General features: G+C 63.8%; 12 protein-coding genes and 3 pseudogenes. 7 read left to right on the top strand and 8 right to left on the bottom strand.

What is annotated here, in order from left to right:
- Positions 1–8: 8 nt before the first annotated feature.
- On the bottom strand, positions 9–794 hold the full coding sequence (locus AC1AUD_RS01325) for a transporter substrate-binding domain-containing protein (RefSeq protein ID WP_476571362.1): 786 nt from the start codon (positions 792–794) through the stop codon (positions 9–11).
- Between the two features lie 151 nt (positions 795–945).
- On the bottom strand, positions 946–1896 hold the full coding sequence (locus AC1AUD_RS01330) for a magnesium transporter CorA family protein (protein ID WP_476571364.1): 951 nt from the start codon (positions 1894–1896) through the stop codon (positions 946–948).
- 241 nt (positions 1897–2137) lie between these two features.
- Here AC1AUD_RS01330 and AC1AUD_RS01335 point away from each other — a divergent pair, with 241 nt between their 5' ends.
- The 6 genes and pseudogenes from AC1AUD_RS01335 to AC1AUD_RS01360 all read left to right on the top strand — a co-directional run.
- Positions 2138–3055, top strand: coding sequence for a DMT family transporter (locus AC1AUD_RS01335; RefSeq protein WP_476571366.1), 918 nt, complete (start codon positions 2138–2140; stop codon positions 3053–3055).
- Between the two features lie 113 nt (positions 3056–3168).
- A complete protein-coding gene (locus AC1AUD_RS01340; protein WP_476571368.1) occupies positions 3169–3675 on the top strand; it encodes an LURP-one-related/scramblase family protein in 507 nt (168 codons plus the stop codon).
- Between the two features lie 45 nt (positions 3676–3720).
- On the top strand, positions 3721–4947 hold the full coding sequence (locus AC1AUD_RS01345; protein WP_476571370.1) for a THUMP-like domain-containing protein: 1227 nt from the start codon (positions 3721–3723) through the stop codon (positions 4945–4947).
- 2 nt (positions 4948–4949) lie between these two features.
- Positions 4950–5909 (top strand): annotated as a pseudogene (locus tag AC1AUD_RS01350) (excinuclease ABC subunit UvrA); the annotation flags it as partial.
- Positions 5910–6104: 195 nt separating this feature from the next.
- Positions 6105–7203, top strand: a pseudogene (locus AC1AUD_RS01355) (excinuclease ABC subunit UvrA); the annotation flags it as partial.
- Between the two features lie 131 nt (positions 7204–7334).
- Positions 7335–7802, top strand: a pseudogene (locus tag AC1AUD_RS01360) (excinuclease ABC subunit UvrA); the annotation flags it as partial.
- 69 nt (positions 7803–7871) lie between these two features.
- Here the strand turns inward: AC1AUD_RS01360 and AC1AUD_RS01365 are convergent.
- From AC1AUD_RS01365 to AC1AUD_RS01390, 6 genes are all read right to left on the bottom strand, one after another.
- Positions 7872–8693 carry a DUF1287 domain-containing protein gene (locus AC1AUD_RS01365; RefSeq protein WP_476571372.1) on the bottom strand — a complete coding sequence of 274 codons (822 nt, stop codon included), beginning with the start codon at positions 8691–8693 and terminating at the stop codon, positions 7872–7874.
- 72 nt (positions 8694–8765) lie between these two features.
- On the bottom strand, positions 8766–9467 hold the full coding sequence (locus AC1AUD_RS01370; protein WP_476571374.1) for a uracil-DNA glycosylase family protein: 702 nt from the start codon (positions 9465–9467) through the stop codon (positions 8766–8768).
- 67 nt (positions 9468–9534) lie between these two features.
- Positions 9535–10551 carry a VanZ family protein gene (locus AC1AUD_RS01375; protein ID WP_476571376.1) on the bottom strand — a complete coding sequence of 339 codons (1017 nt, stop codon included), beginning with the start codon at positions 10549–10551 and terminating at the stop codon, positions 9535–9537.
- Between the two features lie 127 nt (positions 10552–10678).
- Entirely contained in the window at positions 10679–12253 is a 1575-nt protein-coding gene (locus AC1AUD_RS01380; RefSeq protein WP_476571379.1) for a S10 family peptidase, read from the bottom strand.
- Between the two features lie 129 nt (positions 12254–12382).
- Positions 12383–12742 carry a hypothetical protein gene (locus tag AC1AUD_RS01385; protein WP_476571381.1) on the bottom strand — a complete coding sequence of 120 codons (360 nt, stop codon included), beginning with the start codon at positions 12740–12742 and terminating at the stop codon, positions 12383–12385.
- A gap of 119 nt (positions 12743–12861) precedes the next feature.
- Positions 12862–13266, bottom strand: a complete 405-nt coding sequence (locus AC1AUD_RS01390; protein ID WP_476571383.1) for a pyridoxamine 5'-phosphate oxidase family protein — start codon at positions 13264–13266, stop codon at positions 12862–12864.
- Positions 13267–13654: 388 nt separating this feature from the next.
- On the opposite strand from AC1AUD_RS01390, the gene AC1AUD_RS01395 reads away from it, so the two are divergent.
- Entirely contained in the window at positions 13655–14641 is a 987-nt protein-coding gene (locus tag AC1AUD_RS01395) for a hypothetical protein (protein ID WP_476571385.1), read from the top strand.
- Positions 14642–14675: the final 34 nt, after the last annotated feature.

Consider the following 14675-nt stretch of genomic DNA (forward strand, 5'->3'; position numbering starts at 1 on the left):
GGACAGTCTTACCCTTGGTATCCGGTCTCCTCTCGCATCCTGTCCAGCAACGTCGCGTAGGTGCCGTCGTCCTTCATCTTGTCCAGCGCCGCGGAGATCTTGCCGGCAAGCTGCGCATTGCCGTCCTTGACGGCGATGCCATAATCCACCTCGCCGTATTGGTCGCCGACCAGCGACAGGTAGCCGTTGCCTTTGTCCTCGATCAGACCGGAGAGCACCGCGTCGTCGGCGGCCACAGCGTCGGCCTCGCCGATCATCAGCGCTGTCACGCATTGCGGGTAGGAGTCGCGTTCCCGCACCTGCACGCCGGGAGCGGCGACGGCGAGCGCCTGGGCGGCGTCGGGGTCGACGACGCATGCGGCGCGCCCCGACATGTCGGCGACGCGGCTAATCTTGTCCACGTCGTCATCCCGTATCAGCAGGTCCCTGCCCACGGTCAGATAGGGGCCGGCGAAATCCGCCTCGCTCTCCCGCTCCCCGTTCATCGCATAGCCGGCGACGACCATGTCGACCGTGGATTCGGCGAGCATGCGTGCGCGGGTCGAGGGACGGACCTGCTTGAAGATGATCTGTTTGCTGGAATATCCCAGCTGCTTGGCGACGTATGTGGCGACGTCGACCTCGAAACCGGAGTATCCGCCGTCATGCCAGTATCCCATGCCCGGTTCGTCGGCGGCGACGCCGATGGCGATGGTGGGCCCTTCGGGAGTGCCGGTGACGGTGCTGACCTGCAGCTGTCCGCAGCCCGCGAGCGCCGGGACGACGCCGAGCGTGAGGGCGGCGAGGTATGCCACGACGCGATGACGCGCGCGTCGTATGCGATGTGCGACGCAGGCGCATCGCATATATCGCGCGTGTTGTGTGTTCGCGTCGTGGGATGCTTGGTGGGTCATGTCGCCTTCCCCTCGCATGGCAGGTGACGCCATGGGCTTCGTTCCTCGGCCGTCACTTGAACATGCGCGAGCGGGTGAGGAACCAGGTCACCAGCGCGGAGATGGCCACGGAGATGAGGATGATGAGGCCGAATCCCCATGGCTTGTCGGTGAAGGGCATGCCCATCATGCCGCCGTCGAAGTTCATGCCGTACATCGAGAAGATCAGCGTGGGGATGGACAGCGTGATGGAAATGATCGTGAAGATGCGCATCACGTTGTTGAGGTTGTTGGACACGATCGAGGCGAAGGCGTCGGTCATGTTCGCGAGAACGCCGCTGTAGATGTTGGCCATCTCGATGGCCTGTTTGTTCTCGGTGATGACGTCGTCGAGGAGGTCCTCGTCGTCCGGATACTGCTTGATGCGCTGCAGCGTGTTGAGCTTTTCCATCACCATTTCGTTCGATTTGAGCGATGTGGTGAAGTAGACCAAGGTCTTGCTCAGCTCCATGAGCATGACGATCTCACGGTTCTGCATGGAGTGGCGCAGCTTGAGTTCGAGTTTGTCGGATTCGCGGTCGATGATGCGCAGATACCGCAGATACATCGTGGCGTTGCGGTAGAGGATCTGCAGGATGAAGCGCGAGCGCATGTAGGTGTTGAAGCCTCGAATCGTACCCTCCATGAAGGGGTGGAGGACGGGCGTGTCCTGCATGCACACGGTGATGAGCAGGTTCTCGGTGACGATGATCGACAGAGGGATGGTCTCGTACCAGTCGCGTCCGCCGCGTTCCTCGACGGTGGGGATGTCGACGATGATCATCGTGTAGCCGTCCTCGACGTCGATGCGGGACCGCTCCTCGTCATCCAGAGGCGCACGTAGGTCGGCGAGGTCGACGCCGGTCTGCGAGGCGACGGTGGCGAGCTCCACGTCGGTGGGTTCGCTCAAACACAGCCATGAGCCGTTCTCCGGTTTGTCGACCTGTTCCACCTGTCCGTTGATGGTGCTGAACATCCTCAACATCGTCTCTCACCCGCCTTCCACCGTGTGCCGCGGTTCGCTTCCCTTATGCGGTGACTTTTCGTTTATGCCAAGTGCCAAGGATAGCCCACCGGGCCCGACTTCGTTCCTCCCGGCCCGCGACGTGTCCGGCGTCGTGGGCGTCACGCGACACGCGGCCGCAGAGCCGCCCCGCGTGCGCTAAGGTATGCGTGGCCCGTTTCCGGACGCGGATGGATCGCAATCCGAAGGATGGTATGAGGTGATGAGGTTGCCTTCGTTCCGCCAGCTGCGCAGCAAGGCGTCGCGTGGTTTCCCGCCGAATCTGGCGCGGTTGATGTTGTTGTGCTGCGCGGCGTTGTGGGGCGGCAGCTATCTGACGGCGAAGGTGGCGCTTTCGGCCATCCCGCCGATGTGGCTGATGGGCTTGCGGCTGGCAGGCGCCTGCCTGGTGATGATGGCGTTGTTCCACCGTTCCATCCTGCCGTATCTCAACCGTCGAATCATCGTGCCAGCGCTCTTGGTCGGGCTGACCTATTGGGGCACGATGACGACGCAGACGATAGGACTCACCTCCATAGACCCGGGACGCAGCGCCTTCCTGACCGCGGCGTATTGCGTGATCACGCCGTTCGCAGCGTGGGTGGTGTGCCGGCAGAAGCCCCGTCTGGTGAATCTGGTCGCGGCCATCATCTGCTTGGCCGGCGTCGGTTTCGTGGCGTTGAAGCCGGGATCCGGTTCCCTGTCGCTGGGCGTGGGCGACGTGCTCACGATGACGTGTGCGCTGATCTTCGCGTTCAACCTGACGCTGTTGGGCGTGTTCTCGAGGGAATTCCACCCGATCGCGGTGACGTTCGTGCAGTTCGCCGTGGCGGGCGTGCTGTTCCTGGGCGGCGCTCTGCTCACCGAGCCACGGCCTTCGGCCGACTGGCTTGCCCCGGATGTGATGGCGAGCTTCCTCTACCTGTTCCTTCTGGCCACGACGATGGCGCAGATCATGCAGAACATCGGCCTGGCGCACGTGCCGGCCGCCAGCGCCTCGATCATCATGTGCACCGAATCCCTGTTCGCCGTGGCGTTCTCCGCATTGTTCTGGGGCGAGCGCCTTGGATGGAATTCGCTGATCGGATTCGCGCTGATCTTCACCGCCGTGCTGTTGAGCGTCGTCACCAAGCGCGACTGACCCTCAGTGGTGACACGACGCGACCGGTCGACGTCCGCGTACAAACCCGCGACGCTGCCGACTCGCGACAGTAGACTTGAGGGGAGTTCCTTGTGACTGGGAAAGGGGTTCCAATGAAGCGGCTCTACATCAAGCAGAAGGTGTTCTCGCTCGCCGAGCAGTTCACGGTCAGCGACGCCAATGGCTCTCCGCGCTATTACGTGGAGGGCAGTTTCCTGCGCATTCCGAAGACGTTCCGCATCGTCGATGCGGATTATGGCGCCGAGGTGGCGGTGATCGAGAAGAAGGTCCTCAGCCTGCTGCCGCATTTCGACGTGCTCGTGAATGGCGTGCAGGTGGCGTCGATCGACAAGGAGTTCTCGTTCTTCAAACCGAAGTATCGGCTTGATGCGCAGGGTCTCACGGTCGAGGGCGATTGGTGGGACATGCACTTCGAGGTGCGTCGCGGCGGTCAGGTCGTCGCGCAGGTGGCTCAGCGTTGGTTGAGCTGGGGAGATTCCTACGAGGTGACGGTGCTCGATGACGCGTTGGAGGCGCTGGTCGTAGCCATCGTCGTGGCCATTGACAAGGTCAAGGCCGACGAGAACGACGCGAGCGACGTGGCGACGACCGCCCTGTGACAGCGAAGGCCAACTGACACGCACCATCGCCCATAGAATGGGAATGTGATGGTGAACGAGGAGACACTCGCTTTTGCGCGCGCGCATCGCGGCGAAGATACAAGAGAACTCGCCCTGCATGCCAAGCCGGGGCCTGGGGTGGATATGACGGCGGCGCTGGAGCAGATCGCCGGATGGAACACGGCGCGCACGAAGCTGCCTGAATGGGCGGCCTGCGATGGCATATGGTATCCGCCGCATCTGTCGATGGAGCAGTGCTCCTCCGAGGCGACGGCGCGGCACAAGGCCGATGTCGCGCGTCGTCTCGCCGAAGCCGAGGCCGGCGGGGAGACATCCCTGGTCGATCTGACCGGCGGCCTTGGCGTGGATTGCTCGTATCTGGCGCGCTGTTTCGACAAGGCCACCTATGTCGAGCGCCAGCCCCATCTGTGCGAGCTGGCCCGGCACAACATGGCGGCGCTGGGGCTCGATCAGGTCGAGGTCATCGAAGCGGATGCCGCCGAATACCTTCGCGTCATGGAGCCGGTGTCGTTGATCTATCTCGACCCGGCGCGACGTGACGCGCATGGAGCGCGCACCTACGCGGTTTCGGATTGCACACCCGACGCGCTCGCCCTGCTGTCCGCATTGCTGGACAAGGCGCCGCATGTCATGGTCAAGCTCTCCCCCATGCTCGACTGGCATCGCACCGTCGACGATTTCGACGGACATGTCGCCGAGGTCCATATCGTTTCGACCGGCAACGAATGCAAGGAGCTTTTGCTCGTGCTTGACCGCGGACGGCACGATGCGCCGCGCGTCGTATGCGTGCAGGACGGCGACATCGTCGAATTTCAGTATGACGTGCCTCAGGCCTGCGTCGTGGAGGAACCCAAGGCAACAGTTCTTCCCGACATGGGGCAGGATGACTGGCATTTCCTGTACGAGCCGAATGCCTCGGTGATGAAGGCAGGATGCTTCGACCTGCTCGAAGCGCGCTACGAGGCGCGTCAGGTCGCTCCGAACAGCCATGTGTTCGTCTCCTCGGAGCCTATCGAAGACTTTCCCGGGCGGGCCTTCACCATCGAGCGAATCGCCACGATGAACAAACGCGATCTCAAGGAAGCGTTGGGAGATCTGACGCATGCCAACATCACGTCACGTAATTCCCCGCTGTCCGTCGCGCAATTGCGCAAGAAGCTCCGGCTCAAGGACGGCGGCGACGCCTACCTGTTCGCCACGACTGATGGCGAGGGGCGTCATATCATCCTCCGCACACATAAGGTGAGGTAACCATGACCGACATTCCCCCGACATCCCACGGCTCCGCCGCACCCGACCGCATCGAGGTGCGTGGAGCGCGAGTGCACAATCTCAAAGGCATCGATGTGGATGTGCCCTTGGGACAGCTGGCCGGCGTGGCTGGCGTGTCCGGTTCGGGCAAAAGCTCGCTGGCGTTGGGCGTGCTCTATGCGGAGGGGTCGAGACGGTATCTGGAGGCACTGTCCACCTATACGAGGAGGAGGCTGACGCAGGCGGGACGCGCCAGCGTGGACCGTGTGCTGCATGTGCCGGCGGCGCTCGCGCTGCATCAACGCCCGAGTGTGCCCGGCGTGCGCTCCACCTTCGGCACGATGACCGAGCTGCTCAATTCGCTGCGCCTGTTGTTCTCGCGCGTCGGCGCGCATCCCTGCCCTCATTGTGGCGCCTATCATGCGCCGTCCCTGGGCGTCGCCGCGGAGCAGGCCTTGGAATGCGCCTCATGCGGCACATCGTTCTTCGGCCCCGGCGCCGAGGAATTGGCCTTCAACTCCGCCGGCGCCTGTCCGACGTGTTCCGGCACCGGCGTCGTGCGCGAGGTGGATCGGGACTCGTTGGTGCCGGACGATTCCAAAACAATCGACGAGGGTGCCGTGGCGCCATGGGGTTCGTTGATGTGGGACCTGATGAAGCAGGTGGCGGGCGCCATGGGCGTGCGCACCGATGTGCCCTTCCGCGAGTTGACCGACGAGGAACGTCGCATCGTCTTCGAGGGGCCTGCGGTCAAGAAGCATATCCTCTACAAGCCGAAGAAGGGCGACGATTTCGCCGAACTGGATTTCACGTATTTCAACGCCGTCTACACCGTCGAGAACGCGCTGGCGAAGGCCAAGGATGAGAAGGGCCTCAAACGCGTCTCGAAGTTCCTCAAGGAGGGCCCCTGCGCGGCCTGCGGAGGCACGCGGTTGTCGGACAAGGCCCGGGCACCGCGGGTCGGCGCCATATGGACGGATGAGGGGCAGCTCGCCGAGGAAACCGGTCAACGTCGCGTACCAGGTCATGTAGTTGCGAATGGGATGACTCCTCATGAAATGACGTCGGACGATGCGGCTTCCAACGGCACGACGCCCGATAATGAAACACCCAGCAACGCAATTCCCGATAACACGACGCCCGACCTACGCGCATACGGCATCACCTTGGCCGAGGCAACGGCCATGACACTTGATGACGCGGTGGCATGGGTGCGCGGCGTCCCCGCGACATTGCCCGCTCCGATGCGCCCGATGGCAACGAATATCGCCGAATCCTTCCTCGATGTGGCGCGTCGTCTCTTGGAACTGGGGCTTGGCTATCTGTCGCTCGATCGTGCGGGCGCGACGCTCTCGACTGGCGAGCGTCAGCGCGTGCAATTGGCGCGCGCCGTGCGCAATCGTACGACCGGCGTGCTCTATGTGCTGGACGAGCCGTCGATCGGTCTGCATCCCTCGAACGTCGACGGTTTGCTGGGCGTGATGCGCGATCTCAAGGCCGATGGCAATTCGGTGGTTGTGGTCGATCATGACACGCGTGTGCTGGCGGCCTGCGACCATCTCATCGAGATGGGTCCGCGGGCCGGGACGGAGGGTGGTCGCGTCATCGCGCAGGGCACGGTGAGCGCGGTCGCCGCGAATCCGGATAGTCGCATCGCGCCGTTCCTGCCCCTGGCGGGCCACGACGTGTCCGAGGGCGCGCCGCTGGTTCCATCGCCCGCTCCGGCCATGCGGGTGAGACGCCGTGCGGAGGAAACGGCGATGTTCGAGTCAGGTCGCATCCATATGGAGACCAGCGTATTACATACCGTGCGGCCGCTGTCAGTGGATATTCCGCGCGGCCGACTGGTCGCGGTGACCGGAGTGTCCGGCTCGGGCAAGACGACGATGGTGCTGGAGTCGTTGATTCCCGCGCTCAAGGCGAATGTCGCCGGCGAACCGTTGCCGCCCCATGTGCGTTCGATCGGGGCCGCGGGCATCGCGCGCGCGAATCTCATCGACGCGACGCCAATCGGAGCCAACGTGAGGTCCACCGTCGCCACCTACGCCGACATCCACGACGACCTGCGGCGCGCGTTCGCCCGGAGCGACGCGGCCAAGGAAGCGGGTCTCAAGGCCGGCGACTTCTCCTACAACACCGGCCGGCTGCGCTGCCCGACCTGCGATGGCACGGGATCGATATCGCTTGACGTGCAGTTCCTGCCCGACGTGGACATCGAATGTCCCGACTGCCGTGGTTCGCGGTATGCGTCGGAGATCGGGCGCATCCGATGCTCGTTCGCCGCCAGAACGGGGACATCGCGGACGACGGCTCTACGCGCGGCGGACAACGACTCTCTCGGCAACACGACGCAGGGAACCGCCGCTGACGACATCGACATGCCGCACAGCTTGCCGGAGCTCATGGCGATGAACGTGGACGAAGCCCTGCCTCTGCTCACCGGGCTCAAGAAGGTACATACGCGTCTTACGACACTGCATGACCTGGGATTGGGATATCTCACACTCGGAGAGCCCACGCCCGCATTGTCGGGCGGCGAGGCGCAGCGGCTCAAGCTGGCCAGCGAGATGGGACGGGCCCAGGCCGACGCGGTGTTCGTCTTCGACGAACCGACGATCGGTCTGCATCCCGAGGACGTGAAGGTGCTGCTGGGCGTGTTCGACCGTCTTGTCGCCGAAGGCGCCACCGTCATCGTCATCGAACATGACCTCGACGTGATCGCCAACGCCGATTGGATCATCGACATGGGGCCGGGCGGCGGCATCTCCGGCGGCCGCATCGTCGCCGTCGGCACCCCGGAACACATCGCCGCGGATTCCGGTTCCCTCACCGGGCGCTATCTGCGATTGCGCTGAACATATCCATGACAGCAAGCTTCCATAGCCGTGCCGAACGCGACATAAGGCATCTCACGCCGCGTTCGTTCATCCCTCCCAAGCCTTGAGAACGCTCGCGGGAATCCGCGAGGCGTCGAAACGGTAGTGGCCGGTGACGGCCATGTGGGTGCGGAAGGCAAGGTAATCGTTTTCACGGTTCTGTTGCCCCATGTTGTGGTGGATGAACGGCATGCCGTTCACGTCGCGTTTGTCGGAGACGACGCCGATATGGCGGGTGTGTTCGAAGACGACGATATCGCCGGCCTGCCAAGCGGCCTTGTCCGCGGTGTCCGCGGTGAGCGTCTGGGCGTATTTGGCGAAGAACACGTCGAGCACACCGGTGCGGCGGAAGTCGATGTTGGGGTCGGGGGCGGCCGACACGCCGGCATATGACGCGGGGTCGGCGGCGACGTCGGCGTCGATCATGGCTTTGAGATCATAGCCGGCCTCGCGGAAGGCGCGCCATACCACGTCGGTGCAGGCACCCTTGTCCGCCGGCGGGTAGCCGCCTTGGTAATACCCGTCGTCGTAAGCGGGTCGCGCCTTGGAGTCGGCAGCCGCGCCGTGCAAGATATCTGTGTAATCATCCACGCCGTCGCCGTCATAATCCGTCGCACTGGGTTGGAGGGGATAGTGCTGCTCAGCGTCATCCGCAGACATGACGCCCCTCTCGCCGGTAATCATGCCTGCCACATGTCCGCCGAATAGCGGGAACGTCGCGCCGCCGCGTATCCATAGGGCTCCGCCGGCGAGCGCAGCGACGAACAACGCAGCAACCAGCGTGATGACCACGGCGCGACGCCTACGCGCCCCCTTCCGACGAGTATCCGAATCATGGGTCGTCAATGCACCGGAATCATGCTGTGCCATGCCCCCGCTCCCCTTCCCGGTCGGGTCATCCGACCAATGCATATGCTGCGCGATTGGTTCCTTCTGTGCCAATCAACTATCCTCGCCGCTAACAACGTTGGCTATGACGCGGTAAGCCTCGACGAGGCGGGGCAGTCGCATGGCGGCGTTGGCGGGACTGGTGGAGGGCAGCTGCGTCATAGATAGGTCCGTCAATACGGCGGCTTGCAGCCGCGGTTCGCATAGCCGTCGATACAGTTGCGCGGCCTTGGCTCCGGTCGTGAAGACGTGCCTGATGTTTGACGGCGCGATGACGGCGGGCAGATCGTTGGGTTCGGCGTTGCGGATGGAGGCGTCGGAGGCTCCGGTGATGTCACAGGAGGCGATGACGTCCCAAAGGGCGACGTGGTGGCGTAATACGAAGGCACGACGCGCAGCGACAAGAGCATCGATGCCCGTTGAAGACGAGCCGACGACGCAGGCAGAAGCAGCATCCGCGGAATCGGATTTGTCCGCGTCATCAGGCGCGGCATCCGCCCACTCCGCCCCGCTCACAGTCGACGATTCAGATGGCAGTGGCATGCCCTCCCCCATCATCCGTTCGCGCTGCGCTTCCGTCAGGCATGACCAGTCGCCGAATATGGCGGCCATCACGGGCCAGAAACGATTGAGGGGATGACCATAGTAGAACCGCATCTCGCGTGATTTCGGACTGGGCATGGAACCAAGCACCAGCACGCGGGACGATGCGTCCCATACGGGGCCGAAGTCATGTTCGACGTGTCCCGTCGTCATGGGCCTTGCGCCACCTGATGTCATCCCTGTATTCACGGCTCCTAGGATAGCCCGGACGCGAGCTTGGCTAGGGCAACAGGTCATAGGGCATACGACGCATGACCACCCAGAAACCCAGTAGGAACAGCACCCACAGCTGCGGCCATGGGGAGAGATCCGAATGCCCGAACAACGTGACGGCGTACAACGAGACGAATCGCGCAACATAGAACACGACGCGCGCGGCACCCTGGCGAGGCTTGGTCTCCGCGCTCATACGCAGGAATCCGCCGCCGAGCGTGCGCCCGCCGCGTCGCCATGGCACGACGATCTCGAGCACGGCGAAGGAGAGCGCGAACACCGCCATCGATCCGACCGACCCCGCCCTCCACACGCGCTCCCCTCCAAGCGCGGCCAAGCCGGCGAACACCAGGAACGAGAATGGCAGCGAGATCACGGAGGCGAGCATCTGGTCGATGAGGAAAGCGATGGTGCGGCGGATGAAGCCCGGCCGGTCGGTGATGACGTCATCCTCCAGCACCGTGACCGGGAAGACGCGGTTGACCAGCATGGCCGCCGCGAAGCCGATCAGCGCGCCCGAGGTGTTCCAGATGAGATCGTCGACGTCGAAGAGACGATAGGCGCACGGGAACAGGCCGAAGATGCCGGTCAGCTGGGCGGTTTCGATGAGTAATGACGCGGCGAAACCGAGCGGCAAAGCCACGCGCAGCCGGAATCGGAAGGTGCGTCCCATGAAGAAGCCGAGCGGCAGGAAGAACACGATGTTCATGACGATCTGCAGGATCGCGGTCAGCCCGTCGGAGGCGACGTCATCGATGAATTGGAGGGGATTGAGCTGCGGGGAAAGATGATGCGCGGCGCAGTAGGCGACCGGATCGGCCGGCAATGGGTAGAGCGTGAAGCATGCCAAGCCCAGCAGGTAGAGCACGACCAGATAGGCGGTGAGCACCGCGGAGAAGCGCAGCCTGTTGTCGCGGTGGTAGAGCAGCGCGAGCACCGGCAGGGTCAGCAGCAGCGAGGCGAACGGCCAGCAGGCCACCGCGAGTAGGAACGGCTGACTGAATTCGGATAGAAAGGATGTCATATTCGTCTCTCCTCTCTTGTCATGCCTTCACAGTACGGCCTGCGGACGCGCATGGGCATCGTCCGCAGGCATCATGTCGCCAAAGAGACCCGGCCACGGCCTCATCCGCATGGATGAGGCCGCCCCATCAATCGAGGTCGATTTCGACGGGCGTGGCGTTGCGTTCGTTCATCGCAGGCAGATCCGCGACGTCGGAGGCATAGAAACGACGCAGGTCGGCGGTGAACTTGGCCAGGGCCGGCTCGGAGCTGTAGAGCATGTGGCCGGCCGGATAGTAGGTGAACGCGACGTTGCCGCGCAACGGGGCCGGCAGTCCCAGGTGGTCGATGTCGTATTCGGTCTGTCCGAACGGCGTGCACAGGTCGTAGAGCCCGTTGCCGACGAGCACCTTCATTAACGGCTGATGGGCGATGGCCGCGGCCAGATCCGGGATGACGTTGGGGAACGGGATGGTGTGCCCTTCCTCGGCCGGCAAGCCCTCGGGCTGCGTGTGCCACCAATTCCAGCTGGTGTCCTCGGTGGGCTTGTCCCATTCGATGTCGGCGAAGCCCTTGCGCTCCCAGTCCCCGTCCCAGCCGAGCTCGTCGCGCAGGTAGGCGTTGCACAGCGCGAAATAGGCGGGGTTCAGATATTCGTCGTCGATGACGAAGGTCTCCATGCTGTTCATGCGGTCGAGGTCATAGCCGGCCACACGCCCGTCGTAACGGCCCACGATCTTGTCCTGGTCGCGCAGCAGTGCCTTGCGGAAGCGCATATCGATGACCTTGAGGTCGGATTCGTCGACGTATCCCGCGTCCAGACCGGTCAGCTCGGCGTAGCGAGCGGCCACACGACGCTTGGATTCCCCGTCGAGCGACGCGCCGGCGGACAGGGCGAGGCGCAGCGGCCCGTTGGCGAAAACGCGCGCCTGCCGCAGGAACTCGGCTTGGTCGACGCCCTTCCCCGCGCGCCCATGGTATTGCGCCACGGAGGCGTAGGTCGGGAAATAGCCGACGTAGAACTGGTCCGAGGTGGCGAACACATGCTCGTAGTTGAGGATGTTGGAGATGAGCACCAGTCCGTTCAACGCGACGCCATCCTGCTGGAGACGGTATGCGAGCGCGGCGCCGCGCGTGGTGCCATAGGATTCGCCGAGCACATACTTGGGCGAGTTCCAGCGGCGTCGTTTGCTCAGATAGGCGCGGATGAACGCGCTGAAGGCCTTGGCGTCGCCGTCCACTCCCCACAGCTCGCCCTTGGCTTTGTCGAGGATCTGCGAAAAACCGGCGCCGGGCGCGTCGATGAACACGAGGTCGGAGTCCGGCAGCAGCGTATGCGCATTGTCGACAAGGGCATATGGCGCGGCGGGCACGGCGGCCGCGTCGGGCAGGTCGATGCGCTTGGGGGCGAGGGAGCCCATGAGCAGGAAGGTCGTGGACGATCCCGGCCCGCCGTTGAACACGAAGGTGACGGGGCGCGTGGAATCGGCTTCGCCCGTCGACTCGTCGATCAGGTCGTAGGCCGCGTAGAAGACGCTGGCGGCCGGCTTGGTCTTCGCTCCGTCGATGCGGATGGTGCCGACGGTCGCGTCGTAGGTGAGGTTCCGCCCGTCGAGCGAAAGCGTATGCCGCGTCGTATGCTCGCGGTCCTCCGGCAGCGTCGTCTCCGGCTGTCGGGCTGCGTCGTTCCTGTCATTGAGCGTGGTTGCGTTCCCGTCGGTCATGTCGCGTTCCTTCCATGGCGCGTCGTTCGCGCCGTCACGCCAACTATAGACCGCGCCATCCCTCCGCATGGCGACGCTCCGCATACGATGCGGACGTTCGACGCTGCGAGCGGACCCCGGAGACGACGATTACCGACGCTTGGCGGCGCGGTACAGGAAGATCTCGTAGACGACCCAGGCCACAAGCGCGAGAATGCGCACGACGGAGAAGCCACCGAGCGCGAACAGCACGACCAGCACGCCGGCGCAATAGCCGGCGGCCGCCTTCCACAGCCACGGGATCTCCTTGGCGTTGAGCCGGCCCTTGATGACGGCGATGGCGATGCATGCCACGCCGATGATGGCGAAAAGCACGAGCTCGATGATGCGCGGCGTGCGGTTGAGGTCGGTCGCCTCGGTGTGCCACACCGTCGTCCACATCATCATCGCCAAGGTGAACAACAGCTCGGCGTAGGCGAAATACCCCTTGTTCCTGGATTGCGTCATCATGCCCTGCCTCCATCCCCATAACGGTCGATATGCGAGGGGTCATTCTAGAAGCACGAAGGGATAATGCGAGGGCCCGCGTCATCGGCGACGACGCGGGCCCTCGAGGGAAGAGTCGGGGATCAGTCCTTGACGATGGTCTTGCCGGCGTTGGCGCCGGAGGCGAGGTCCTGGATCTCTATGACCTCGAGGACGGGGATGACGGCCGGCACCTTGGTGCCCTTCTCCTCGGCAACCTTCACCTGCGCGTCGTAGATGGCGTCGTCGGAGTGCAGGGTCACGTTGCCGCGGAAACGATAGCCCTTCTTCTCGGCGAGGTTGGCGAAGGCGATGACCAGCGGGGAGCCGTTCTTCAGGTTCTCAAAGGTCTTGCCGGCGGTGCGCTCGTGGTAGGCGATGTGGCTGTCGTCGAGCGCGAACAGGCTCATCTTGGGGCCGAGGTCGAGCTGGCCGTCCCTGTCGATGGTGGCGACCCAACCGAGGTTGTTCGCAATGAATTCCTTCATCTCAGCGGTGAGCGTTGCCATATGTGCGTCCTTTCACGCGATGTTCTGTCATTCCCCACACTACTGCATGCAACTGGCGCGCCGACCGGGTTCCGGCCCCGGCAGCCGTCTGTTGTGACTAACATCACGAAACATACGACGTAGCGAAATCGAAGGGGAAATGCGCGGAAGGTTCCCCGTTCTCGCCCCCGCAGCCCATACCACAACCCGGGAGCAAGCAAACCCCAACCTCGTGGAGCCTTCCCACCGTTATGTATTTTAGCGCCTCCGCGCCTCAATATAGGCATTTGTGAAGAACCTCACATATTTCGCGATGGAACTCCCCTCACAGCGGAAAGGATGTGACGATACGCGGCCTTTTCACCATCCGTTCAGTGGATTGCAAGCCACATGCGTTACGGTCGAGGCCGTGAGGAATTTTTTCAATGGAATATCGGTTTCGCAGCTGAGCGCGGGCGCGCTCGCCGCCGTCACCTCGTTCCTGCTGTCGGCGAAGATCGGCATCGCCGGTTCGGTGATCGGCGTGGCCGTTGGCTCCATCGTTTCGGCCGCGGCATCGCAGATATACAAGAACATCATCCATGCCTCGTCGGAGAAGCTGCAGGTCGCCGCGGGCATGGCACCGCAGGATGACGCGGACGACGCGGACGAGGAGAATGATGCGCGCGTCAGCTCCAATGATGCGGCGGCACAGGCCAATGATGCAGAGGAAGACGCAACCGATGAAACGACGGATGCCACGGCGCGCATACCTCGGCTTGTGTCGTCCTCGGGACATGACGCAGACTCATACGACGCGTCGCAAGGTGCCACGGACCGATTCGCCGATGCGGCAAAACGTGCGGAACGCACGAAGCGCATCGCCATCATTGTGGCGGTGGCAAGCGCGTTGGCGGCGGTGGGCATCACCGCAGGCGTCATCCTAGCCTTCACGAACGGGCAGGGCACCGATAGCGTCGTGCGCGATCTGGTCAGCCAGCAGACCGTCCAGCATCCCGAGCCGCAGCCTTCGATTCCTCTTCCCGAAAGGGACGATGCGAACGGCGACGATTCCTCCAACACCGATGGCGACGCGGCACACGGCGACACGACCGACGACAACGCCACCACCAATGACAAGGACGGCGGCAATTCCGAGGGCCCAACGGGTTCCACTCCTGGCGACCAATCCTCCTCCGCCGGCAATGGCACGGATACGGATGGCGCCGGCACAGGCGATTCCGACACGGGCGACTCCGGCGCAGACGGCACGGGTTCCACCCAGCCAAACGGCACCAGCGGCAGCAACGGCTCCGGCACGAACAATGCGCCCGGCAAGACGGAATCCCACGGCTCCACAGGTGCCGTTGGCCCCGGCTCCTCCAACGCCAACGCGGGAGCAGCCGCCACTCGCTGAACCCGCGCGAGCCAGCGACACATCCATCAACGCA

This window comes from Bifidobacterium sp. LH_730 (assembly GCF_056355835.1).